Below are 26002 nucleotides of genomic sequence, written 5' to 3'. Positions count from 1 at the left end.
CTTAAAATCTCTCCTATTTTTAGCCATCTGCCATCAGCTATCAGCTATCTGCCATCTGCTATCCGCCACCAGCCATCAGCATCTTTTGCAAGCTTTCCCTCCAGTTCGGTACTTCTACCTTAAAAGTACGCTTTATCTTTGACTTATCGAGCAGCGAGTACTTTGGACGCTTTGCGGGTGTCGGATACTGTGTCGTAGGGATCGGATTGATTTTGCAATCTAGTCCTTTTATTTCTTTGATGGCCGTAGCGAAGTCATACCAAGATATCTCGCCTTCATTGGAATAGTGGTATAGCCCCCCAACCCAGTCTTCGCCTTCGATAATATCTACTATGGCCAGCGCTAAATCTTTGGCATAGGTGGGCGAACCGATCTGATCATTAATAACCGAGATCTCATCTCGCTCGGTCATAAGGCGGATCATGGTCTTCACGAAATTGTTGCCATAGGCCGAATATACCCACGAAGTACGAATTACGATAGATTCTGGATGCCATTTTAAAATTGCTTGCTCACCTTTTAATTTCGTAAGCCCATAGGTATTTACGGGATCTACGGGGGTGTCTTCGGTCAAAGCTACGTCCGAATTGCCATCAAATACATAATCCGTAGATAGCGCAATAAGCTTGGCTCCATGTAGTCTACAGTACTGTGCAATCTCCTCGGAAGCCAAATGATTAACCGCATCTGCAAGTACAGGCTCGGATTCTGCTTTATCTACAGCGGTGTAGGCTGCGGCATGGACAATCAAGTCGGGCTGATACATACCTAAAATGTCCTGTATGATCATTGGATGATCCAAAGGGAGTTGCTTGCGGTCCAAGAAATAGGTTTCGTATCTTGAATCGTTTTCAAGTATATCTCTTAATTCTGAACCGAGTTGGCCGTTAGAGCCGGTTATTAATATCTTCATATCAATTTATCTTTGTCCTCTATGCCGGGCAGGCATCCCACTTTGTATCGGCAAAGTGGTCAAACCTCGTCGCTTGATATTTTTGAATGTATGGATAGTGAAACTGCTGCTATTTTCAAAAATATAGGCGACATTTTTAATTTGCACAGCCGGAGCTTTTATCTCACTCTGTAACTTATAACTGTGTCACTTTATAACTCTGTCACTCGTAACTCTTTTTTAAACTCGGCAAATGATTGTGCTTCTTTGTCTTTATCCGACAACAGCATCTCCGCTACCGGAATCTCCCAGTCTACTGCCAGATCTGCATCTAGTGGATACACGCCACATTCGGATTCTTTATTATAGTAATTATCACATTTGTAAAAGAACGTCGCTGTTTCGCTCAACACGACGAATCCATGCAGGAAGCCACGTGGAACGAACAATTGCAGGTTGTTTTCTGCTGATAACCTAACAGCTTCGTATTGACCGAAAGTCGGCGAATCTGGCCTAGCATCTACCGCCACATCCAACACTTCGCCATCCAACACACGAACGAGCTTGGCTTGCGCATGCTCGCCCGACTGCCCATGTAATCCACGAAGCACGCCTTTCGTAGAAAAAGATTGGTTGTCCTGCACGAAATGTGTGTTCGTACCAGTCACCTCATTGAAAGCTCTTTCATTAAAGCCTTCCATAAAATACCCTCGGCTATCCCCGAATTTTGCAGGCTCTAATATATAACAGCCTCTTAGACTGGTTTCTGTGATTTTCATTTGTTGTTATTGTTGTTGTTGTTGTTGTTGTTGTTGTTCTAGATAAAGTGATATGGTTACATTGTGACAAATGTTAAAGCTTCATACTGTTGATTAGTTTTGTCAACATATTCCTTATAAAAAATATACTAGAAAAAACATCCTTGGCTTCAGCAATATAATTTAAACGTTGTGCAATTTTGAGTTGAGTATCCAACTCGGATCAAGAACCCTGTGCAATAAAAAGAAATCGTATCCATTCGGCTTTGCTCTGCCTGCCAGCACCTTCTGCTATATTCGAAGGAACCGAAACTGCTGATCTTCGAATTTGACCAGTCAATCCATAAACCTCTTCCTTTGGAAAAGATGCCGTCAATGCATAGACCTTTTCAACTAGGGTCATAGATTCTTGCCAAACCTTTAAATCTTCATGCGATTTCATTCCTTGTAACTTTATAACTTTGTCACCTACCTGTTATACTGCTCGTTATAATACTTTTGATATTCCCCTGAGGTTACGTTGTCTAGCCATTCTTGATTCGATAAAAACCAATCTATCGTAATGGATAATCCTTGTTCGAAGGTGACCGATGGTTGATAACCAAGTTCCTGATTGATCTTTGTCGCGTCGATGGCGTAGCGTAAGTCGTGTCCTGGTCTGTCTTTTACAAAGGTGATCAGCTGTGCGGCTGTGCCTGCCGGTCTTCCCAACTTCTCATCCATCTGCTTACACAATTCTTTCACCAGATCAATATTTTGCCATTCGTTGAAGCCCCCGACATTGTAGGCGTCACCTGTTTTGCCTTGGTGGAATACCAGATCAATGGCTTTTGCGTGGTCGATCACGAACAACCAATCGCGGGTAAACTTGCCGTCACCGTAGATAGGCAATGGTTTGTTGTTTAAGATATTGTGGATACACAATGGGATTAATTTCTCAGGAAAGTGGTTCGGCCCATAGTTATTCGAACAGTTGGTCAATACCACCGGCAAACCGTAGGTGTCGTGGTAAGCCCGGACAAAATGATCGGAAGAAGCTTTTGACGCCGAGTACGGCGAATGCGGGTCGTAGGCCGTTTCTTCGGTGAACAACCCCGTCTCACCCAGTGTACCGTATACCTCATCGGTAGAGACATGGTGGAAACGCTTGCCTTCAAAATCGTCTTTCCAGATTTCGCGAGCTGCATTCAACAGGTTGACGGTTCCGATCACATTGGTCATCACGAATGCCAAAGGGTCCGATATCGAACGGTCCACATGCGATTCGGCTGCCAGGTGGATTACGCCATCGGGCTGATATTCTTGAAATACCTCTAAAATATGTTTCGCATCCGTAATATCTGCCTTTACAAAGGTATAGTTGGGCTTGTCCTCTATATCCTTCAGGTTCTCCAGATTGCCCGCATAGGTCAATGCATCCAGATTGATGATATGATACGATGGATATTTAGTTACGAACTCTCGCACGACATGGGAGCCTATAAAGCCTGCACCACCTGTGATTATTACCGTCCTCTTCATTTTACGAAAGTAAGAATATTCGAGGGTAAAGTAAAAAAATGATGAGGGATGAGTGACGGGTGAGGAGGGCTGTCGTGTCCATGTTTGCGCCCTTTACCATCGGGTTGATCAAAATGAATAAACATAAATGTGGGCTTTTCCTTTTTGATCACTTCGGCAGATTGCCACCGTCTGCTACTCACCCCTGTTTTAGGCTACCTGTTTGAAAAGCCTATCACAACTATTAACATCGCTAACTTCCCCTTTGACCGCCATCAGCAACGATTTTCGGACAGAAGTGTGTTGTTTGGTAAAAAATGTGTATTTTTACACTAAATTCAACTGCTTTTTTAAATGGATTACAGCCTGTTAAAAGAAACAATCGGCCTTTTAGAAGATTTCGAAGGTGCGGCGCATGAGCAGGGTTCATACCCGAAGACCCTTGTAGGTTTAAAAAGATGGATCGTAGATCAAAAGTCACTTTCTACGGAAGAGGATCCTATCGCCGAGTGGGACGGTAAAGGCACAGGTAGGACTGCGGATAGTGCGATCAGTACCTTGCTCGTGCATATGAATAAGTATGCGAAGAACTATTCCAAGGCAGCCATCTATGGCTCCGACTTTTCGACACAAGAGGAATTTATATTTCTTATCGTACTGCGGGCCTTTGGCCCTATGACCAAAATGGATCTGATAAAACGAAATGTTCAGGAAAAACCTGCAGGCATCAAGGTTATCGACAGACTGTTAAAGCAGGGATGGGTATGCCAGATAGATTCTGATCAGGATAAGAGAAGCAAGGTGGTATCTTTAACACCAAAAGGAGTCGAGATTTTGGATGCGCACATGGACAAAATACGGATGGCTACGCGTATAGTACCGGGCAAGCTTACCGAATTGGAAAAGAATCAACTGATTGCTCTTCTTACTAAGCTGGAAGATTTTCACAAGCCTATTTATTTAAAAAATATCCCGCCATCCGACCTATTGGACACGGTAGCTGACGAATATCTTTAACACTACAAAACCTCTATAACAGCCTTTTGAAAACCTTAAAAGCCCTTAGTATGCACCAAAGGCTTTTAAGGTGTAAGTCTCCTTACGGTAGTAATACTTTATCAATTGTATGAATCACACCATTGGTTGTTGTTAAGTTTACGGACGTAACCGTTGCAGCGGTGGTATTTCCGTTTCCTTTTACCGTCACGCTACTGCCTACCCCGAATACGATATTATTCTGCGCTAGGGTTTTCACGCTCAGGTTATTCTGTACAGCATTCGAAAATATCCTACCCTCGACGACGTGACCTGTAAGAATGCTGGTCAGTGTTGCCGGATCGGCAGCTTGTACGGCTTGTACCGATGCAAATCCCGCCTGTATGAAAGCTTGATTCGTGGGCGCAAATACGGTCAGAGGGCCGTTCGCTTCTAATACTGCTTTTACATTGACCGCTCCTTGACTCGCACGCACCACGGCAGCAACAAGGAAGCTGTAGTCTGGCTTACCGGAGAGTACCTGCACGATGTTGCCTGTAGGTGGCATCAACACATTGTCAATAACATGGATCACGCCATTTTTGGCAGTGACATCAGCTTTTGTCACCATAGCCCCGTTTACATAGACACCGGCAGCACTTTTGGTCACGTAGATATCAGCCCCTTGGACAGTCTTTACGGCGGTGTTGGATGCCGTAGGTAGCGATCCAGCTGTAGCCTTGGTTGCGACGGTATGGTATAGAAGTATGGACTTGAGTGTCTCTACAGGGACTGTAGCGATGCTAGCTTCGTTGCTGAAACCAGCTTTTTGAAAGGCGGCATTTGTTGGTGCGAATACGGTAAAAGGCCCTGTACCATCTAACGTAGCGGCTAATCCTGCACGAACGACCGCTGCTTTAAGTATCGAGAAGTTATTGTCACTACTCACTATGGCGGTAATGGTTTTCTCTTCCTGTGGATTTGGGCTGTCCTCTTTATCTGAACAAGAGACCATCATAAGTGCACAAACTGCCAGCAGACCGCTTTTAAATAAATTGAATGTTTTCATACTTTTTGCGTTTAATTAGTGTTTTTTTAAATCATTTGGTGTAATATTATACAATAATAATGTTTTTTAAACAGCAAAACCTACTAAATGTTTTAATTTTAGAATATTATTATACCAAACAAATATAAACAACTGTTAAACAGGTGCTTATTTTAAAAAATCAACTTATAGGCATCTGTGTAGCTTCTTTTTTTTGAGATATTTAGGATTTTGATCCGTAAAATAGTTTAATTTTACACTTTAATTAGCTTTGTCCCATGAAAATAGGATTACTATCAATTCTGACCTTATTAACGCTTCGCTTAACTGCCCAGACGACCGGGTTAATAAGCGGAAAGCTGCTAGATATCCAGAGCCAGCAGCCGGTATCTTCTGCGACAATTAGGATTATAGGACTGGATACTCTTCTCGCCCAACCTACCCCACAAGGTACATTCAGTATCGTGGTGCCTACGGGTAAATATAATATCGAATGTACTGCTTTAGGATTTGTGCCCTTTCATAGTTACAATATCAATGTGAATGCGGGTAATCCACAATTTTTAACTATTGAACTCAGCCCCTCGTCGCAGCTCCTGGAAGAGGTTGCTGTCAAAATAAGACCTACGGTACGTGCTACAGACCGGATCACACTACTGTCGACACAGAAATTAACTTCTGAAGAAATCCGCGCTAACCCCGGGGGCAATTTCGATGTTTCTAAAGTGATCCAGGTACTCCCTGGCGTGTCCGGTGGTACCAGCGCCAATCGTAATGACATTATTGTACGCGGAGGTGGCCCTGGAGAAAATGTGTATTATCTTGACGGTATAGAGATACCTGTACTGAACCATTTTCAGACGCAGGGCGCCAGTGGCGGAGCTACAGGTATTTTGAATGTTTCGTTTATAGACGATGTTCAGCTTTCTTCGTCGGCATTTGACAGTAAATACGATAATGCGCTGGCCTCCACTTTTGTCATCAAGCAGCGCAATGGCAACCCGGATAGACTCGCCGGGAATGTACGCTTATCCGGAAGTGAATTTGCGACCACTTTTGAAGGGCCCTTGGGGCCAAAGACGACCTTCTTGGCCTCTGCACGACGATCTTATCTGCAATTTTTGTTCAAACTTTTAGATCTCCCCATACGTCCGGATTATTGGGATTTTCAATATAAAGTAAACCATAAGATCGACAGCAAATCGGAGTTGACCCTGATCGGTCTGGGGGCTATCGATAATTTTAAATTAGAGCCGCCTAAATCTGTGGATGTAAATAAAGAATATATTTTAAGGTCTAACCCTTTGATCAAACAATGGAACTACACGATGGGGGCATCATTCAAGCGCTTGGTAGATCAAGGATATTATACGCTTGCCTTGAGTCGCAACATGTCCTTTAATGGCGCTGACCGGTATGCCAATAATGCCGTACCCGAGGGCAATAAATTATTTAGCTTGCAGAGCCATGAGAGTGAAAATAAATTGCGTCTGGATGTCAATAAATACAACGATGGCTGGAAGTGGAGTTATGGCCTGGGAGCACAATATTCGAAATATGATGTCGATCTGTTTAATACGGTAAAAGCCGAAACCTCCGATGGACAAGGGAAGGTGAGCAGCCCAGCGGTAACTGTGAATACGCGTTCGGCTATTGATTTTTTTAAACTGGGCGGATATATACATTTGAGCAAATACCTTTGGGAGGAGCGCGTACTGCTATCAGCGGGTGCACGCACGGATATGAATACTTTTACGTCTGGTGGTAGGAATCCGCTTAAATCTCTCTCGCCCCGGGTGTCCATGTCGTATGTCCTTAGTCCAGAATGGAATATATCCGGTTCGATAGGAAGCTATTATAAGTTGCCTATCTATACGGCACTGGGCTATAGAGACATAAATGAGCAACTGGTTAATAAAGACTTAAAGTACATCAATTCGGTCCATTATACCTTGGGTACACAATTTGTACCCCGCAATGATTTTAGATTTACTGTCGAGGCCTTTTACAAAAGATATAATAATTATCCCGTGTCCCGCACCGATGGTATCTCGTTGGCTAATGTAGGCACTGATTTCTCGGCTGTAGGCAACGACTCCTATACTTCCCAAGGCGAGGGCAAAGTCTACGGTGCCGAAGCATACGTACAGCAGAAGTTGATCCGCAATTTATTTTACATTGCGAGTGCTACCCTGTTTAAATCTGTCTTTTCAGGTAGCGATGGCGTGTTTAAGCCTTCGACCTGGGACTATGGCTATACGATCTCGGCTACCCTCGGGTATAAGTTTAAGAAAAACCTGGATGTTGGCATAAAATATAGGGCTGCGGGCGGCCAACCTTATACCCCTTTCGATCCGGCGGCTTCCAGAGCCCAATATTTGACGTTGGGTCGCGGAGTATTGGATTATACACAACTCAATAGCGAAAGATTATCTGTCTTTCAACAGCTTGATATACGGGTGGACAAAAAGTTTAATTTCAGACAAACAAGCCTTATCGTGTTTGCCGATCTACAGAATGCGCTGTTGTTTAAAACGCCTTCATTGCCCAAGTATACCTTCGAACGCAACGCCGACAACAGTAATTTTTTAACAACGGATGGCAAGCCTGTCTCAAGTGATGGTGCCAATGCGGTTCCTTTAATTTTAAATGACCGCAACACAACTGCTGTACCATCCATAGGATTTATATTTGAATTCTAGACACAATAAACCCTATTCTTTTACCTATGATATTGATAGTTTACGTATTCGAACAACCCATAGTTCTGCTGTTTTGGGATGTGGTCTCCGATAAACTTGAGATTCTCAACACTACAATAGATATAAAAAGATATTTCTGCTCCGTATTCGAGCTGTAACTCGTGGTGCTTTACTTCATCAATCCACCAGGTCACAAAATACCTATCGTCTCTAAGCGTCAAATCGATTTCAAAGATATGCCAGCCTGGTTTGACAGCTACGACACGCGACGAAAAAGGAAAGGCCTGTGAAGTCATATAGACCAACATTTCATCCGAAGCAGCATTTACTTTCTTTCGTTCTGCTTCCTTGCCGTGACCAACTTCGAAGTCGAGCTCATGCCTATCGTCTGCATAAATCCAAGAGCCAACACTAGCTTGATCACGTGTACCCATAACCGGGATATAAGTCTTCCAAGTGTACCGGCCGGAAGTATATTTTTTTTCTGCTGTCCTTATCTTTTTTCGATCACGGGAGTGGGCTCGGGTAAAAATCTTTAAAATTCCGTTTTCAACTTCAAGTTGGTTCAAAGGATTGTCATCCTGATGATCAAAGTCCCAGCCCTCAAGACTATCAAAATACCATTGCTGACTATATTTCTTTTGTGTAGCGCACGAAATCATAAGACATAGCGATAATGCAACGAAAGTTACACCCGTAATCTTTTTCATCCAAATAGTGCTGTCCATCTTTTTATTACGGTCTAAATTAAGCATTTTAACAATAACACGACGCTATAATTTAATTTTGGCACGGTATTGGAGATGTCTTTAGTATTCATAATTTAGGTTAATAATTGGTTAGTTAAAAACGCCTGAAGCTCCCGCTTCAGGCGTTTTTTCTTTTCAAGTGAAAAGAAAATCATGACAAAACTTGGATAATAGCCCGGAAAACCACAATTTTCTATTTTTCTATTTCGAACATAAACTTTTATCTCCCTCGTATCAACTTACCAACTTGCTGTAAAACTTTTACATCAATATCCCGAAGTTTGCCTTCTCTATCAGGACCGACGTCCAGTGCAAAAAGGTTATTGTATTTTATAGCTCCTTTATAGTCTTCGTATATTTTTTCCGGATTTAAAGCTTCTCCGTCATTTTTGGGACTTGTATAAAACCATCTTCCTCCTTTACCTAAAATCGGATAGGTAAACTCTGCACGCTTAAAATCTTTGTGCACCACCTTGTTGTATGGACCTCCTCCCTCGGCACTATCCAATGGCCCTGGTTTACCCATCTCGCCTAAACGAATATCTCCGGCCACTTCTCCGTGATTAAAACCGACCAGACAATCCGGTTGAAACTTCTTAACCCATGCCGCTGTCTCGGTATGACTAAGCCCTCCGTCAGATTGTGCGTGGTCCATCCAAAAATATGCGATAGGTCCATAATTTGTACATAGCTCTTTTAACTGTGCCTTTTTCAATTCACTGCTCCTTCCCATCCACCAATATTTCTCGGGCTTTACAAAGTCTTCTGGATTCAGATCTTGCGGTATCCAGGTCCAATCTCCTTCGGAAAAGTATAATGCCAATTTGAGTTCGTACTTTTTACAGGACTTCTGAAGCTCTTTCAAAACGTCTCTTTGAAGCACACTGTTAGTAACTTTCCAAGAGGTCGTCTGCGTATCCCATAACGCAAATCCATCATGATGTTTCGTAAGAAAGAGAATATAATCCATGCCGGCCTCTTTCGCAACTCGACACCATTGGTCAGTATCTAATCCCGTAGGCTGAAAGATAGACAGATCTTTTATTCCTCTTGTCCACTCTCGGTCAGAGAACGTACTAAACGACCAGCAAATAAACATGCCAAAATTAAGCCCTTTCGTATTGTCCTTGTCATTCAGCCTAGCTGCTGCTTTGTCAGGTGCTATAGCGCTCGTCGCCGAAAGCGCACTGGAAACCATGGGCAATACTGAAAATGCGGAACATGCCGTAATAAACTTACGTCTTGATAAATCATTTATTTTCATAACTTCTAGATGTATTACTTTGTTTTAATGCGTTCTTGTCCGTCTTAAGATGGAGTAAAACAATATGGTCTATACTATTCCTGCTTTCAATCAATATCAAATAAAATGAATGATTAATAATCGTCACCAGAAGGCAATATACTAACCGCACATCTACTAGAAAATAGACGATTCTACAATAGTAATGGACTAAACTATACGGAGCATAGAATTAAACAGCCTGTAATGGGGTATTACGTCCGCTAGCGTTGGGGCTCCTTAAATGGGAGCTACCTGCAGATGATCCATTGCGGGCCGTACACTGGCCGAATGGACTTCCAAAAAGCGTGATCCGGAAGTCTTTCAAAAAAGACGACCACGTAACCTATTGACATGAAGCACTTCGATGCTGGATTAGGAGGTCTATCAATAAGGCCCCATTACTCTCAATAGGTGCTTAATTCTGCAATTCTGATTATTGCTCCTTCGTCTGTCAGATGAATCGGTATAAACTTTATATACCTTACCGTTCTTTTTTCAGCAAACGGGATGATCTGTTGAAGCGGGTTAGCCCGAATATTGCCTAATTCGCCCATGATCTCCTCCTGCCAATTTATCCCATCTAAACTTACAGAATACCGGTACTTATCCATTAGTCCTGCGCTGAAAGCTTCGGAAGGTGGGGTAAATAATATGCCTGAAATTTCTTGAGCTGCCCCCATATCTATAATGATCTGATTGTTGAAAGAATTCTTTTTATCAAAAGGGCCTTGCCAAATATCGGCGCTATCTTCTATTAAGGCTTTTGCCTTATTCGCACCACCAGGGGCAGAAAGTATACGCCAATCTTTTTTGGGAGTAGATACAATTTCTTTTCTCTGGATTACAGATGCCAATAAAGAGTCCGGCTCGGCGAATACCGCAAAATCACTCAAAACAGGAGATACGGGACTTTTCAAAATACGTACCCGTATACGATCTGTGCTTACAAAAGCAGGCATCCTCAACAAACGCTGCGCGCCCACCGAAGTACCTTGAGCGACCTCCTCCCAAACATTATCCTTCCATATATCTACCGCAAAAGCCTCGATACGCTGCCCTAGTGCGATATACTCCCTCAGCTGGATAATATTGAATCGCTGTGGGATCTTTAACTTAATAATAAACTCAGGTGTTGTCACACTGTCATCCGTGGCCCAATAGGTATTGCGGTTATTATCTAATAAATTTTCAGGCCCAAAACGGGCTTCCCCTCCACGTATATTGGAGGTTGTTATAGTGGCCTTCGCTAATAAATTAGCGGAAAAAGTCTGCTTTAAAAGATCCCCAAATCCTTTTAAAGCTTTAACATCATTGTCGTGCAACAGCCCTCTCTTATCTGGGGCGATACCCAGATCTAGTGCAGCTCCCCTTCCAACGCTTTTGAAGTAAATATCAAATAACTCAGCAGGTGTTTTTACCTGACTATCCTGTGAAGCGTGATAGTACCATCCCGGTCTCAAAGGCACATCGCACTCGGCAGGAATCCAGTACTTTCCATCTCTATGGCCACTAGGTGCCTCCTTATACCGACTATCTCCCAGTGCTGGCTTATTTATAGCAGTTCCGCCTTTTGGAGTGAAAGTCGACCAACTTGTTTCTGAGGCAATACCTTTCTCATTGCCTACCCAACGTACGTCGGGTCCGATATCACTAAAAATAACAGCTTCTGGTTGCTTTTGGCGAATTAAACTCCAAGTTGTTTGCCATCCATAGTAGGAAAAGCGATCGATCTTCCTCGTTTCTCGGGCTCCGCCATAATAACCATCACCTCCATTTGCTCCGTCAAACCAAGAAATAAACAGGGGGCCATAGTTACTGTTCAATTCATTCAATTGCTCCCGGTAAATGTCAATGTACGCTGGTGTACCATAAGTTGAACTATTCCGATCCCAGGGTGAATTATAAAGGCCAAACTTTAATCCGACTTTACGAGTAGCAGTTTCAAATTCTTTCACCATATCTCCTTTACCTTCCTTCCAGGGACTGGCAGCGATAGAATATGCGGTGGTCGTGGTGGGCCACAAACAAAAACCGTCATGATGCTTGGCCACCAACAAAAGCCCTTTAAAACCCGCCTCTTTTAAAACGTTGGTGATTTGTTCTGCATTAAAAAATTCGGGGTTAAATAATTTAGGATCTACATCTCCATAGCCCCATTCTTGATCGGTATAGGTATTTAACCCAAAACAAATCATCGCATACATTTCAGTCTCATGCCATTTGAGCTGTGCGGGACTCGGTATTGGTCCATATGGGGCGGGTGATCCAGATTGTCCACACAATATTCCGGTAGACCAGAATACCACTGAAAAACATACTATTATAGGCTTTAAAATATTGTTCATCTCCGTAATTGATCCCTTTCTTGCTTTTTACTCCTTTGCGCCCAGCCAAAAAGGGCAACAGGTATAAAACAAAGGAGCGGTACCAGGTAAGCCAACTGGATACTGCCGCTCATATCGGATATGTATCCAAGCAAGGGAGGGAATACCGCCCCTCCGATAATAGCCATCACCATATAGGATGAAGCTATGGGCGTGCCTCTGCCTAAGTTGCGTACAGAAAGCGAAAATATAGTGGGGTACATGATCGACATAAAAAACTCAACCCCAATGAAGGCGTAAATAGCCTCAAGACCTCCTACAACTACAATATACAACATCAGAAAAAGGCTGATTGAGGCATATATCAACAACATCTTTGCCGCATCTACATACTTCATAAGGAACGCTCCGATATAACGGCCAAGCATAAATCCTAATAATAAAAGCCCTAAATAGCTGGTGGATTCATACTCGCTGATACCAACGATGGAGGTGCAATACAATATAAAAAAGCTAGAAATACAAACTTGCGCGCCTACATAGAAGAATTGTGTAATTATGCCCCATCTCAACTGTGTACGTTTCAACTGCGCAATTTGGCTTTCATCTGGCTCCTTAATGTGTTCGGGTACATCAGCATTTTTCAGATTAAACTTTGCGACAACGAATAGGAAGGCAATAATGAGCAGAACAACACCAATAGCAACGTAAGGTGTCTTCAATTTATGAAATAACAGGGAGTAATAATGATCCAACGCTTCGGGCGAAAGTAGCTTCAGCTCATCCGGAGACTTGACCTCTCTGCCGATAATCAATTTACTAAGAAACATGGTTGCAATAAATGCGCCTAACCCGTTGAAAGCCTGCGCAAAGTTGAGCCGCTGCGAGGCCGTCGCAGAATCGCCCAGAATCATAATAAATGGATTGGCCGATGTTTCTAAGAAAGTCATCCCTGACGCTAAAATAAAAAGCGCAAAAAGAAAGAAGGGATAGGAACGGGATTCTGCTGCTGGATAAAATAAAAAGGCACCTATTGCGGCTAATACTAAACCTAGTATAATCGCCTGCTTGTAACCAAACCTCTTCATAAATAACCCGGCAGGTAGGGCAATTAAAAAATAAGCTATCCAGTATGCGGAATCTATCAAGGAAGATTCTAAATCGGTCAATCGACAAGCTGTTTTCAAATGGGGAATAAGAACGGGTAGCAAATTTGCCGTAATTGCCCAAAGAAAAAACAAACTGACAACCAATACCGTGCCCCACATAAAGCCTGTTTTTTTAGACGTTGCACTAGATTTTGTAGCTGTATTTGATGTCATAAAATCAAATTTATAAGATGGCCTCAAGCTGGCAAGCAAGAAGGTCCTAGTGGTAAAAAAGTTTTATAGGTCAAAACAAACTCTTGGTGACCTAATTGTTCGGAACAGGTGGGCTGACCAGAAGCTACTTGCTGGATCATGGCAAATATCTCTTGCCCTACCGCATCTAGGCCTGCCTTTCCTTCTAGAATGGTGCCTGCATTGATATCCATATCTTCTTGCAATTTTTGATAGGTGTGGGGATTGGCGCATATTTTTATTACGGGAGATAGCGCTGAGCCAACGACAGAACCTCTTCCTGTCGTAAAAAGAATCAGGTGACAACCGCTAGCGATCATTTCTACGATCTCCGCATTATCATTAATATTGGGGAATCCAAACTTAGGATCTCCGTCTGGCACTACATCCATCAGGTATAAACCAGGCTTATGGGGACGGTCTCCAGGTTTAATAAGCCCGCTTATAACCGAATCACCGCTTTTGCTATATGCTCCCATCGACTTCTCTTCGATAGTCGTGAGCCCGCCATCCGCATTGCCGGGAGCAAAACTACCATGCCCCATTAAGGTATAATACCTAGCCGCTTTTACTACAGACTGCTTGAGCTCAACCGCCAACTCAGGGGTGACCGCACGGCTGCTCATAATCGATTCCAAACCGATCATTTCGCCGGTCTCTTCAAAAATAGCGGTACCGCCCGCTGCTATCAATTTGTTGAAAGCACGACCAACAGCTGGATTGGCAGTGATGCCACTAGTGGCATCACTGCCCCCGCATACTGTGCCCACGATAAGCTCTTCAATAGACATCGGAGTAGTCGGTGTGTTCTGTAGCTGCTCCAACGCATCTTGGATCCAGGATACCCCTTCATCAATTGATCTTCTTGTGCCTCCGCTCTCCTGAATGACGATAGTATGGACGGGCCTACCCGAAGCTTCGATGGTGGATGCCAACCTGCTTCGATTAAAACTCTCACAGCCCAATGAAACCAATAACACAGCACCGGCATTGGGATGTGTACAGAGTGCATTCATAATACGATCGGCGTACTCGTTCGGATAGCAGCCCGAAAAACCGATTAATTGAACAGGTGCTCCTTTAAATTGTTGAGTAATTTCCCGGGCGACATGGTGCGCACATTCGACCAGGTAAACTACTAATATATAATTACGAATTCCTTTTCGACCATCTTGTCGCAAATACCCTTTCCATTGCATGGTTACGTGTTTAAATTACATCTTCTTTAAATTCTCTGTGGTGCGTAAAAGTGGGAATATAATCACTCTTCATATTATGGAGATGAACCCATTCGCCTTTTTCAATAGTGGTTGTGGCTGATCCAATGGGTACCCCATATTTCATAATCTTTTGTCCCTCTTGAATAGTCTGATCAGCTATTTTAGAGCCTATACCAATCTTAACATCCATTAATACGCGCTCGTTTGAAAGTGCTAAAAAGTCTCCTTGATTGATATCTTCAATAACTATTTGCACATTATCCAAGACATGTAACTTGATAGCTTTTTTGTCCATTTTAAAACTTCTTAAATTCTAAATATGCTGTAACAGGGTCTACCCCGCTTAGTATAGCTTTGCGCACTAAATTCTCTGTTCTTAATACAGCCTCGGTGGTCTCCAACACGGTTATAACTATTTCTTTAGGTATTATAATTACGCCGTCACGATCTGCTAACACATAGTCTCCGGTTCGAATGAAAACATTTCCAATGGTAATACTTTCACCCAATTCTTTAACGGACCAAGTAGCTACGACGTCCTTTGGACTAAAATAAGTACAAAACACAGGAAAACCAATTGACTCGATAAAAGTGGTATCTCGACAGCCTCCTTCAACAATATATCCTCTTACCCCTTTTAACGTTAAGGCTTCTGCTGATAACTCGCCCATATGGGCAACGGTATCATCGTTGGGTTGACAAATCAATACATGTCCTGATGGTGCTTTAGACAACATTTCACACCACTTCAACAATGATGTCTCCTTATCGATCTCCTCTTCGGTATTTCCAGAAATCGTGAAAATTGGCCCCGCTATCTTATGCTGAACATTTACAGGTCTTATATGATAAGGAAGGAACTGCTTGGGATACCCCATATCTCGCAATACATCGTATACAGCTCCCGTATAACATTGTTCTAAACGCTCTGATAACTCTTTGATACTCGACATAACATAAATCTATTAAACAAAAATGAAACGGTTGTTTCACCAAAAACTAAAGCCAAGGTACCGTAAAGAAATAATGATGAAAATAGATAATTATACAAAATGATGGATAAAAATCTATTAGGCAAAAAGGCTTAACAAAGCTAATCATTCCCGAAAAAGCTTGTTAAGCAAAAAAACGGATATCTAGCTGGCAATGTGTTATTTAATCTACAGTAATATAGCCTGTCCAATCAGATAAAAATACATCTATAGCATTTAAACCCGGATTAAAAACTGTTCGATAACGAATCGGTTTATTTGAATCAGCATCAATAATGGTTGTGATTTTCTCTGTAGTAGGTGTTCTTTTGATTTTTATTCTTCCCTCCATATCAGTATATTCCACGTCAACGGCGACCATAGCTTTTTCTGCCACGGCCCAATTAATAGAAACCCCTTGGGTCAACTTGCTTAATTTGGTGTATACCAGATTAAGCAAGTCCTTACGATACCGCTCTCCATACACCACTGCGCTGATCTCACTTTTTATAGAAGCATTCCCCGCTTTGTCAAAGGTATAAATACTGAACAAATAGTATCCTTCGGTCATAGCCTCCATGGTGAATTCATAATTATTAACCAAAGTTTTTTGCAAAGGCAATTCACGAGAATGTTTTTTACCATCCCAATATACCACAGCTTTGACTGCCGAGTGGTTGGCAGGCAACAACCAGGTAAGCTTGACCCGCTCATTGCCAGAGAATACTTTTAGCGAATCTAAACGCGTGGAGTAAATAATCTCTCCATTTTTGACATACTCAGCAATAGGGTCATTCATCTTTGAACAGGCGATAAATAACGTACAAGCTATTGCCACCATGACGTATAATTTATTGTAATATTTCATAATACTTGTTTCTAAAAACCACTATGTTATTGTACTTGTCCCCAAAATTGCATTTCTGCAATCTGCATTATATGACCACCCGACCAATTTTCTAATGCCTTAACCCGAATGTACCTCACAGCTGGAGCGGAGGTAGGTACATTAAATTCTTCACCGGCCTTTGCATAGGCTACATCTTCATTGGTAACCGTACCTCTAGGAAGTCCGGATGGTTTTATGGATTCGTAAGTACCCAATAAAACCCAACTATCCCAGCTTCCGTCTGTCGAAGGGTTATTGCTACCCCAGAGTTCAAACCTTTTAAGGTTATTGTGATCAAATACAGCATTTGGTGTAGAAGTTCGCTGAAATTGCTTAAAGCGGCTAAGTTTTGCTTTTACGCCCATATCAAAAGTCACCCATATCGGCATCACAATTTCTATAGAAGGGCTTGAGTGAAAGCCCTGTTTCTCTCCGAATTTATCGTCCCACATATTGGATATTTTCCAGCTGTCTGAATGGATCCCCACATCGGTAGGTAAAGTATATTCTGAAAATTTTAACCTATCCAACCGCACTTCCTCAATGGGCAAAATATTTTTATACACTGTCTCAGAAAGATTTCCGAACTTGTCCTTAATATATACACCGAATACGATAGGCTCTACCGGATACCCCCTAATGTTAAAAGCCCCTTCCTTAGCTTTGGTATAAAAAGTTTTGACCAACAAATCTTGATCTCCGTCCTGTTTTTTAACGACGACAAATGACAACTCTGCATTTGATGGATTATCATAGAGCAAACCAACTCCCCCAAAATCATTAATAATCTGCAGATGCTGAAGCACCGTCTGCACGGGAGGGTTTAAAGGATTTACTCTTACGGTAATTGGTTCAGATATGTTCTCTCCATTATCTACCGCATACAGCTTTACCTCATATTCTTTAGCAAGACCAAAACCATCCACAATTAATGAATCATTCGTTTTAAATGAGCGCACCTCTCTTTTGACCCCTGGGCGAATTTCATATTCAGCTTTAACATACAACAAATCATTGTCGCCGGGTATTTTATAAACGAGCTTAGCTTCACCGGGTCTATTTTCTATACGAACATCCAAAATCTTGCCCGGAGCCTTATCATCATTGAGCAATGGCTTGCTTACACCAAGATCTTCGGAGCAGCTTTGGATGCAGGCTGCAATCAAAAAACTGATAAGTATTATATATATCTTTTTCATATTTCCTTAACTTTATTACCAACCTATATTTTGAATTAGATTACTGTTGACTAAAATATTATTATCCTTCACTGGCCAGAAGTAATCTTTTAGCTGGAATGTCTGATAATCTAAAACTTTTTCCCTGTAATAATTTACAGCATCTTTTTGTTCTATATCCCACCCTTTAATAGGACCATTATAAACTGTAGGTGCTTCCTTCCATCTGCGCAAATCCCAAAACCTACTTCCTTCGAATGCCATTTCAATCATCCTCTCTTGTCTAATAATGCTGCGCATGCCTTCTTTGGTAGCTGGCTTTGATGGTTCTGTAGAAAAATTTGACCAAGAATACATAACATCTTTTAATCCTGCTCTTTCTCTAATCCTATCCAAATATTTAAAGGTATCTGCATTGGGACCGTTTACTTCGTTTGAAGACTCTGCATGCATTAAATAAAGATCGGCCAGGCGCATCACTGGCCAAGTATAACGCTGGGTACTAAATTCCCCACCTGCTGCCTGTGTCGTTAAATAATTCACTAACTTTTTGGGCCAATAACCCGTAGAAGAAAATCGTGTAATGTCACGTCTTCCCGCATTTTGACCAAATTTACCTTGTACATACCAAACATCCCCGCCATCAGCATATTTGCCTATCCCATACCATATTCCGCCATCAAAAGCCATATCTGCATAAAAACGTGGCTCTCTTTCAAAATTAATCCGCGCAGTTTGATAGCCCTGCTTAATATAAAACTTCTCTGCAGCAGTGCCCGCACGAAGGTCGTTCCTATTGGTAAAACTCAAATTCTTATCCTCTGAAATGGGTACACCGTTCTTGGTGTAAAAAAGTTCTACCATTCGGTGGGTAGGGGCCATCGAAGAAGCCACACCATAATTATTCTGTAACCGAGCCATTGATATAGATTGCATCATTCTCGTATCATTATTCGTTAAACCCCAAATAATTTCAGAATTCCAACGTTCAGTTACCGCATTTTGAAGCGACAAGATCCTTGTGGTTTCTTGAGAAAGCGGACCTGTTATAATTGTGGGTTGAAACTTATACAATTGAACACCTACAGATTCTGCTAGATCTATAGCATCTTGGGTCGCTTTTAGAGCCCTCTCCCATTTCGATGCATCATAGGCCTGATTAAAAAGTATTTGCCCGTCCTTATTTTTCATACTGGCAAAATCAGAATTCCCGTTAAACAAGGGGCTTGCAGCCATAAGCAATACCCTCGCTTTTATGGACAAAGCAATCGGTTTTGTAATCCGTCCCAATTCTTCAAGAGGCAAATCAACCTTTTCCGGTAAAAGCAAAGCCGCTTCATCAAGGGTTTTCACAATATAATCTACACATTCATCAACTGGTCTTCGTGCTACCCGCACCTCTTCAGGGGTTGAATAAATGGGTAAGTTCTTATCAACAATAGGAATCGGCCCGTACATTCTTAATAAATAAAAGTGGTAATAGGCCTTTAAGAACATCGCTTCTCCTATCCATTTGTCTCGCTCATAAGAATTAATATCACGTACCTGCATAATCTTTTCTATAAAAATATTACAATCACGTATACCTCTAAATAATGGCTTCCCGCCATTCTCCCCATCCCAATAATTTAACAAAGGAGAGGTAAGTCCCTGCTCTCCTAAGGCAATATACCAGCCGTTGGGATTTATCCCAGAATTTCCTCTTACACCAGGAAACAACCAAAACTCATCACTCGTCAACATAGCAGGATTAACCTGGGGGTCTCCTTCGGCAGGTAAATAGGAATAACAAGTAAACAGGGATTTCTCCGCCTGAATTCTTGAGGAAAATGCATCCTCTAAAGTGGCGATATTGTCTGGTACTACATCCAGATACTTTTGACAGGAGCTCAGTACACTAAGCCCTACCAATGAGGCAATTAAATAAATTATTTTTTTCATGTTCAGTTCCTATTAACAATTAAAATGTAGCATTTATTCCAAGATTAAACACACGCTGAAGCGGGTAATTAAAAGCATTACCACCTAGTTCGGGCTCCCATAGCCTAAATTTACTGAAGGTAAGAAGGTTGCTTCCTGTTGCATAAATACGTAACCGTTTCATGAAAACTTTATTTGCAATTTCATTACCCATGGTATACCCCAACTCTACCTGTTTCAGGCGCATCAACGCTCCATTTCGCATAAACCAGGTGCTGCGTTGGTTGTTATTTTCTACAACAACACTACTAAGACGAGGCCATAAAGCATAAAGATTACGATTCTCTTCGGACCAATGGTTTTGTGCATAAACTTCAAGCAAGCCTCTTTGGTCATCTACAAAGGGATTGGTTGCGGCGTTATCTATCCAAAAAGAGGTGCGGCCCAGTCCACTAAAAAAAGCAGAAAGATCAAAACTCTTGTAGCCAGAAGAAAAACCAAAACCATATACAATTTCAGGACTGGTAGGATAGCCCAAAGCAACTCGATCGGCCTCTGTTATTCTTCCGTCTCCATTAATATCTCGGTACTTTATATCTCCCGGCATATATTTGCCAAAAGATTGAACTGGAGAATTGTTAATATCCTGATCATCAATAAATAAACGCTCTGCGATATATCCTCGCTGTTGGTTAGCAGGACTTCCTATCAAGCTTCGGTACGGTTCTGGGTAATTGGGCTCATCATAACGTTCAAAGCGGTTGGTAGCGTAAGTAAAGTTTGCCCGCAAACTGATCCAGGTGGAATTTTGAAAATTCTTGTTATAATCTACTGAGGCCTCAAATGCTTCCGATTTCATAGCGCCCGTATTGGCTCTTACGGCTGCAGATAAACCCATCGTTGTAGGTATGTAAGAGCGATCCATTAAAATATTAGTACGGTAGTCTCTGGAATAATCAACAGTAACATTGAAGTTCAATATTCTAGTATCCATACCTAGATTTATTCGTTCGGATCTTTCCCAAGTGATATCCTCATTATCATATCTTTTAACGGTATACCCCGGACGGGAACGCTCAAAATTCTGACCAAATACAGCGCCTCTCCCCGCATCATTTAAAGTAATCTCTGATAGATAAAAGAAACGATCTGTAGGCGATCCTATGGCATCGTTACCGATCAAACCATAAGTTGCTCTTATTTTAAGATTGGAAACTATATTTTTAAATCCTTTCCAAAAATTTTCGTTGGATACATTCCACGCTACCCCTGCAGAAGGAAAAAATCCAAAACGTTTGTCTTTATAAAATCGTTCAGAACCATTGTAACCAAAATTGAACTCAACCTGATAACGGCTATCGTAACCATAGCTAAATCGACCAGAAATGCCGGTATTCCTAAAAGGCAATGAGCTCTGAAGAGATCCCGCATTTGCATTAATGCTATTTCTAAATATGCTTACAAGTAACCCGCTAATATTATGGGTTTCGTTAAATATTTTATCGTAATTTAAGGCGAATTCCATGTAGCTTTCTGTTGAAACTTGTTTTGCACCCTCCTTGTAGGATAACGTCTCAGCCCCTTTTTCTGGATTCAATCCTTCTAACACATATTTATCATTTAATATACTCGATTCAGGTAGCGTATAATAAAATGGGGTATAAGCCCTTGTGACGTCAAAAAAGGAACGTCGATTTGTACTGGCCATCAAACGCGCTTTTAGCCCATTTACCATACCCGAAAGATCTTGTCTTAATTCGATTTGAGCTAGCATTAATGAACGTGAATAATCCTTGTACCCCATAACCATATTAGCATAAGGGTTATTTTTAAGCGATGAATTTACATTTTCAGGATTCGACAAGGCATTACCGAAGAGTATATGATTGGTGAATTCATTTGCTTCATCCGCAGGATAATAAGGGGCAAATAATACGGGATTACTATTCATAATCTGGTTATACACTTCACTTCCACCACTTATTGGACCAGTATAATCATCAAAATTACCATAAAGCCTAACAGCCATTTTTGTCGAATTGGTAACATTGATATCCACGTTGGACCGGAGAGAGCTTGATTTCAGATCAATATTCGTATTGAAGTTATTGCGTCTATCCACCTTTAGAACGCCATTGTCTTGATTAAGTGTTCCAGTCACATAATACCTTGCTACTTTTCCCCCACCTTTAATACTTAAGTTTGACCTGTGATTAAGAGTACGGTCTTTTAAAAGCATATCCATCCAATCATTGGCTGGGTAAGCTAGTGGATTGTCCCCTCTGATCGTTCCATCAATTTTATTAGGTGAATAAATCTGGTTTCCTAACGGATTCCTGGTCAGTACAGCTTCATTGTGAAGACGCATATACGTTACGGGGTCTGCTAGTTTTATATTTCTAGTAGGTTCAGAAAATGCGGCATCATATTGAAAGTTTATTTCCGCCTTTCCCTCTGTTCCTGTTTTTGTGGTTACCAAGATTACTCCATTTGCACCTCTCGCGCCATATACTGCAGCAGAAGTTGCATCTTTTAAAACAGAAAAACTTGCGATATCATTGGGTTGCAAACGTGCTAAATCGGTGGGAGTCAATTCAAGCCCATCGATTAGAATAAGTGGATCTTTTTTATAGCCAAAGGTTGCCGCACCTCGGATAAAAAAATCTGCATTGTCTACCCCTGGTTCGCCACTCCTTTGGTAAGATATTATCCCTGCAATTCTACCTTGCAAGGCGGCTGTTAAATTGCTTGCAGGGATTTTAAGCTCTGAAGGGTTAATCGTTGTAATTGCTCCCACAACACTTTCTTTCTTTTGAGTTCCAAATGCAACAACCTGTACTTCTTCTAATGTCGAATTGTCTTCTCTCAAAACAACGTCAATAATAGAATGATCAACATTTTTTTCTTCAGTAATAAATCCAACCATCTTAAAAACTAGAACGGAATTGGCAGAAGGCACGCTCAGGGAATATCGACCATTTAAATCAGTGCTTGTCGCAATATCTGGCCTGTTTTTAATGGATACTGATACGCCTATCAAACCATTTTTAGCACTGTCTGTAACCATACCTTGTACGACGGTATCAACCTTAGCTCTAGAATAAGAATTACGTGTTAAATCTTTTTCGTGCGTATTAGCTTTGAGGCTAAAAAAAGACATTAATACAAAAGCCAACATCACACAATTTAGAAAATAGCAGATGTAGGGTGAAATTTTTCTTTTCATAATTTATTGGTTTTTTTGGTATTCAATACAAGTAAAAGAGAGTAGGTTCTGAACATTAACCAACAATAGACAATCCGCTATAAATAAGGAAAACAATTACCCCCACCACTTTCTGTAACAATAAAAATACCAACAAGATACAGGAGGAAAAATAGATTATATTGCAAAATGATAGATTATATTAGCATAAATCTATTATTTCCTATATGGAATTAGTTACTGCCCATGGTCTAACACAAAAAATGCATGATTTTTTATGAAATCATGCATTTTTATTAATATTTATATTGATTAATAAGGAGTAGTTCCATTCGTATTGAAACAATAGACCATAGACCGAATCTGGAAACTAAGTGAGATCTGCATTAAATGCATAGGATCGTTAGGGCATTACATGGATGTTGAATGGAAATTATATCTCTTCGAGTTTATCTGCGTATCTCTTCCCTAGAATAATATAGGATTCACGATCAAAGTGAACATTGTGATGATCGATAGACTTACACCCCACACTTTCCACAAAACCGGTATGCTTAACTTTTTGGGGCAGGTTCCTTAACGTCTGTTTAACGGTATTAATTTGAATAACCCGTTGGGGAGCATTATGATCGGGTCCTGTCCCATAAAACTCGGCAAGATTACCGACAACAAACGGCAAATCAACTACCCCTAAATCATTTCTCAAATCACTGATCATCTTCCGGAGCTTTTGCTCATAGGAAGTGGCCAACTCCTCACTTACGGTATCCGACTCCCCTTGATGCCAAAGAACTCCTTTAATCTTGGCTCCTTGTCCCGCTGCAAAAAGTGCTTTCTTAATAGCATCGGCATAGACCGAAGTCCCTTTACTTAATCTATCGATACCCGCACCTCCCCACGCAACGGGAATCAGACCTACAATAACATTAGGGTGCTTTTTTTGGTATTCTTTTGCAAACGGAATCCCTAAGCCAAAGCGATCTGACTTCAAGCGGTTGTGCAAAGGATGTGACGCTACTTTCCACTGAAATGGCTCGTTTCCAATAGTAGGGATATAAAACACGCCTCGCACAGCTACAGAATCTTCAGGCAACATATCTCCGTATCCAGCCATATTGGACTGTCCCATCAATAGAAATACATGGGTCTCCCTCTGATCAGGATTCCAGACTTGGCCAACTGCTGTACCAGAAAAAAATGGACTTATTAACAGGATGATTGCCCATACAATTAGTCGATTGGGGGTGTAATTTTTAATCATAATATAGATTGCTCAATAGGTAGAAATATAATATAAGCATCATTGCCTTTCTTTACCGCCATGGATAAAACACGAGGTTCATTTTGCTCCAGAAAAATAAATGGTCTTTCAAGTCTGTCTGGCAAGAGGAAACTCCCGTCCTTTTTTTTAACTTTTTTCTCACTGATCTTATACGCTGGTGCTTGCTCCCAATTTACACCATCTTTAGATTGTATCATTCCAATAAAGGTATGTGCATGAAATACGGCATAAAAGGAATCCCTCGATCTATCGTACCATACCGAGAGATCTTCGGTGTCCAGGTCTTCTATTACAGCTTTCGATTGCATAATAAATGGGCCTGTTGGTGACTCAGAAATGGCGACTGCCTGATTTCGGATAAAACGGGTTTCATTAGGTTTATCGCCTTTTACAATCAAATAATACTTTCCATCTTTACCTTGAGCAATTGAGGGATTTACCGTTAACGTTGTTATCGGACCAGAGGGCTCTATTAAAGGTTTGTCCATTCGCGCCCAGGGACCATTGAGATTTGATGCAACAGCTACACCAGTACGTTGATTGGGGCGCAGTATTTTCCAGTTTGGGTGCGTGTAGCCAATCTTAGCTGTCTCTATCAACTCGCTCTCGGTGTAGTCTTTGCTATTCATCTGCGTAGAAACGTAATACAGATAGTACTTGCCCTCAAATTCCTTGATCATCGGATTATGGGCAGTTATGGCATCCCAATGTCCCTTCCCTCTCCCTGACATTACGGTCTCCTTATAGGTCCATGGGCCTAAAGGTTTATCGGAAACGGCATGTGCAATTTCCGAATGGGTTAGCCACCCCGTAAAACCGTACTCTTTCTTCCATCGGGAATAAAACAAATGATACTGCCCATCATTGTCTTTAATTATAGATGAGCACCAATTGAAATAATCTGGACTTTGAAAAATATGATCATCAGAAAGAAGTTGAATTTTATCCTTAATCAACACATCTTTTGACATATTTTGACCGTAATTATCGCTGGTCATCCATAAAAAAGTAATCATTAATAGAAACTTCTTCATTATTGAAAATTTATTTTTCGGTAACAGCAAACACGGCGAACTCCTTTATCAGGGCTTTTGCCCTGCTCTTGGAAACTGTAAACCGCAACGAGGAAACTTCTACATCATCCACCTTGACCAAATACTTGTGGCCGATACTACTCCCCGTCGCCAGCACTTTCCAGCCTTGTTTTGTTTTGCCCTCCACTTTAAATTCCCTTACACGCTCGCCATGGGCAATATCCTCCTTCAGCTGAATATGGTTGACCGTCTGCAATCCGGGCAACTTCATGGTCAAGATATTGCCCTCGCCACTGGTCTTGGCAAGTGGCGCCGAGAATCTTCGCCTGATCTCATCACCAAACTCTTTGATACGCTTCGCATCGGCCTCGGGAAGTAATCCCGACGGATCTGGTGTCAGTCCAAGGATCAACGTGGAATTGCGCCCAACAGATCCGTAATACATATCCATCAGGCTGGAAAGAGGAAAGATAGCCGCTTCATCATCCGGCTCCCAGAACCATTCGTGACGACCGTTATAGCCCCGCAAAGGGGCATCGCTCATCGCGGGCATGTAGTATCGACCATCGGGATCGCCCTCCTTCAGCAGACGGAAATTGTCCTTGAAAACAAATTTCTGATTCGTAGAATGGGAATAAGGGAAGGGATAGGTACCCCAAGATGGATACGTCACCTTGCCCGTCTCACTGCCTCCCCAGCGGATATCCGCTCGCTGGGTGTTGTGGTAGAA

20 protein-coding genes and 1 pseudogene are annotated in these 26002 nt (G+C 41.7%); 2 read left to right on the top strand and 19 right to left on the bottom strand.

Annotated elements, in window-relative coordinates:
* Window positions 1–58: 58 nt before the first annotated feature.
* The 4 genes from rfbD to rfbB form a co-directional block, all read right to left on the bottom strand.
* Window positions 59–913: a dTDP-4-dehydrorhamnose reductase gene (gene rfbD / locus G7B20_RS12090; RefSeq protein ID WP_164111646.1), complete on the bottom strand. Its 855-nt coding sequence runs from the start codon at window positions 911–913 to the stop codon at window positions 59–61.
* Between the two features lie 191 nt (window positions 914–1104).
* Window positions 1105–1671 (bottom strand): dTDP-4-dehydrorhamnose 3,5-epimerase, encoded by a 567-nt coding sequence (rfbC, locus tag G7B20_RS12085; protein WP_164111643.1) that lies wholly within the window; start codon window positions 1669–1671, stop codon window positions 1105–1107.
* Between the two features lie 202 nt (window positions 1672–1873).
* The gene (locus tag G7B20_RS19485) at window positions 1874–2092 is read right to left on the bottom strand and encodes a four helix bundle protein (RefSeq protein WP_240466006.1); all 219 of its coding nucleotides are present in this window, start codon (window positions 2090–2092) and stop codon (window positions 1874–1876) included.
* 26 nt (window positions 2093–2118) lie between these two features.
* Window positions 2119–3171 carry a dTDP-glucose 4,6-dehydratase gene (gene rfbB / locus G7B20_RS12075; protein WP_164111641.1) on the bottom strand — a complete coding sequence of 351 codons (1053 nt, stop codon included), beginning with the start codon at window positions 3169–3171 and terminating at the stop codon, window positions 2119–2121.
* A gap of 333 nt (window positions 3172–3504) precedes the next feature.
* Between rfbB and G7B20_RS12070 the strand changes: the two genes are divergently transcribed.
* A complete protein-coding gene (locus G7B20_RS12070; RefSeq protein WP_164111639.1) occupies window positions 3505–4167 on the top strand; it encodes a MarR family winged helix-turn-helix transcriptional regulator in 663 nt (220 codons plus the stop codon).
* 82 nt (window positions 4168–4249) lie between these two features.
* On the opposite strand, the gene G7B20_RS12065 is transcribed toward G7B20_RS12070, so the two are convergent.
* Window positions 4250–5194: a fasciclin domain-containing protein gene (locus G7B20_RS12065; RefSeq protein ID WP_164111637.1), complete on the bottom strand. Its 945-nt coding sequence runs from the start codon at window positions 5192–5194 to the stop codon at window positions 4250–4252.
* A 257-nt stretch (window positions 5195–5451) separates the two neighbouring features.
* On the opposite strand from G7B20_RS12065, the gene G7B20_RS12060 reads away from it, so the two are divergent.
* Window positions 5452–7875 (top strand): TonB-dependent receptor domain-containing protein, encoded by a 2424-nt coding sequence (locus G7B20_RS12060; protein ID WP_164111634.1) that lies wholly within the window; start codon window positions 5452–5454, stop codon window positions 7873–7875.
* 20 nt (window positions 7876–7895) lie between these two features.
* Here the strand turns inward: G7B20_RS12060 and G7B20_RS12055 are convergent, their stop codons facing one another.
* The 14 genes and pseudogenes from G7B20_RS12055 to G7B20_RS11990 all read right to left on the bottom strand — a co-directional run.
* Window positions 7896–8585 carry a hypothetical protein gene (locus G7B20_RS12055; RefSeq protein ID WP_164111632.1) on the bottom strand — a complete coding sequence of 230 codons (690 nt, stop codon included), beginning with the start codon at window positions 8583–8585 and terminating at the stop codon, window positions 7896–7898.
* 259 nt (window positions 8586–8844) lie between these two features.
* Complete coding sequence (locus G7B20_RS12050; protein WP_164111630.1) at window positions 8845–9888, bottom strand: alpha-L-fucosidase; 1044 nt, start codon at window positions 9886–9888, stop codon at window positions 8845–8847.
* Between the two features lie 425 nt (window positions 9889–10313).
* Entirely contained in the window at window positions 10314–12254 is a 1941-nt protein-coding gene (locus tag G7B20_RS12045) for an alpha-L-fucosidase (protein ID WP_164111628.1), read from the bottom strand.
* Window positions 12251–13555 (bottom strand): L-fucose:H+ symporter permease, encoded by a 1305-nt coding sequence (gene fucP, locus G7B20_RS12040; protein ID WP_240452882.1) that lies wholly within the window; start codon window positions 13553–13555, stop codon window positions 12251–12253. The genes G7B20_RS12045 and fucP overlap by 4 nt, the downstream gene beginning before the upstream one ends.
* Window positions 13556–13578: 23 nt before the next feature.
* On the bottom strand, window positions 13579–14772 hold the full coding sequence (locus G7B20_RS12035; protein WP_164111627.1) for a UxaA family hydrolase: 1194 nt from the start codon (window positions 14770–14772) through the stop codon (window positions 13579–13581).
* A 10-nt stretch (window positions 14773–14782) separates the two neighbouring features.
* Window positions 14783–15088 carry a UxaA family hydrolase gene (locus tag G7B20_RS12030; protein WP_164111625.1) on the bottom strand — a complete coding sequence of 102 codons (306 nt, stop codon included), beginning with the start codon at window positions 15086–15088 and terminating at the stop codon, window positions 14783–14785.
* 1 nt (window position 15089) lies between these two features.
* Window positions 15090–15746 (bottom strand): RraA family protein, encoded by a 657-nt coding sequence (locus G7B20_RS12025; protein ID WP_205600260.1) that lies wholly within the window; start codon window positions 15744–15746, stop codon window positions 15090–15092.
* Window positions 15747–15948: 202 nt separating this feature from the next.
* Window positions 15949–16632 (bottom strand): DUF4998 domain-containing protein, encoded by a 684-nt coding sequence (locus G7B20_RS12020; RefSeq protein ID WP_164111623.1) that lies wholly within the window; start codon window positions 16630–16632, stop codon window positions 15949–15951.
* A gap of 26 nt (window positions 16633–16658) precedes the next feature.
* Window positions 16659–17852: a DUF5000 domain-containing lipoprotein gene (locus G7B20_RS12015; protein WP_164111621.1), complete on the bottom strand. Its 1194-nt coding sequence runs from the start codon at window positions 17850–17852 to the stop codon at window positions 16659–16661.
* Window positions 17853–17867: 15 nt separating this feature from the next.
* Window positions 17868–19772 (bottom strand): RagB/SusD family nutrient uptake outer membrane protein, encoded by a 1905-nt coding sequence (locus G7B20_RS12010; protein WP_164111619.1) that lies wholly within the window; start codon window positions 19770–19772, stop codon window positions 17868–17870.
* A gap of 19 nt (window positions 19773–19791) precedes the next feature.
* A complete protein-coding gene (locus tag G7B20_RS12005) occupies window positions 19792–22977 on the bottom strand; it encodes a SusC/RagA family TonB-linked outer membrane protein (protein WP_164111617.1) in 3186 nt (1061 codons plus the stop codon).
* Between the two features lie 412 nt (window positions 22978–23389).
* The gene (locus tag G7B20_RS12000; protein ID WP_164111614.1) at window positions 23390–24217 is read right to left on the bottom strand and encodes a sialate O-acetylesterase; all 828 of its coding nucleotides are present in this window, start codon (window positions 24215–24217) and stop codon (window positions 23390–23392) included.
* Window positions 24214–25272 (bottom strand): glycoside hydrolase family protein, encoded by a 1059-nt coding sequence (locus G7B20_RS11995; protein WP_164111612.1) that lies wholly within the window; start codon window positions 25270–25272, stop codon window positions 24214–24216. Before G7B20_RS11995 ends, G7B20_RS12000 begins: the two co-directional genes overlap by 4 nt.
* Window positions 25273–25282: 10 nt before the next feature.
* Window positions 25283–26002 (bottom strand): annotated as a pseudogene (locus tag G7B20_RS11990) (glycoside hydrolase family 29); the annotation flags it as partial.

This window comes from Sphingobacterium sp. xlx-96 (genome assembly GCF_011007365.1).
Classification (GTDB): domain Bacteria; phylum Bacteroidota; class Bacteroidia; order Sphingobacteriales; family Sphingobacteriaceae; genus Sphingobacterium; species Sphingobacterium luzhongxinii.
Note: the sequence above shows the minus strand (reverse complement) of the source record. Positions and strands in the feature narration are given on the sequence as shown.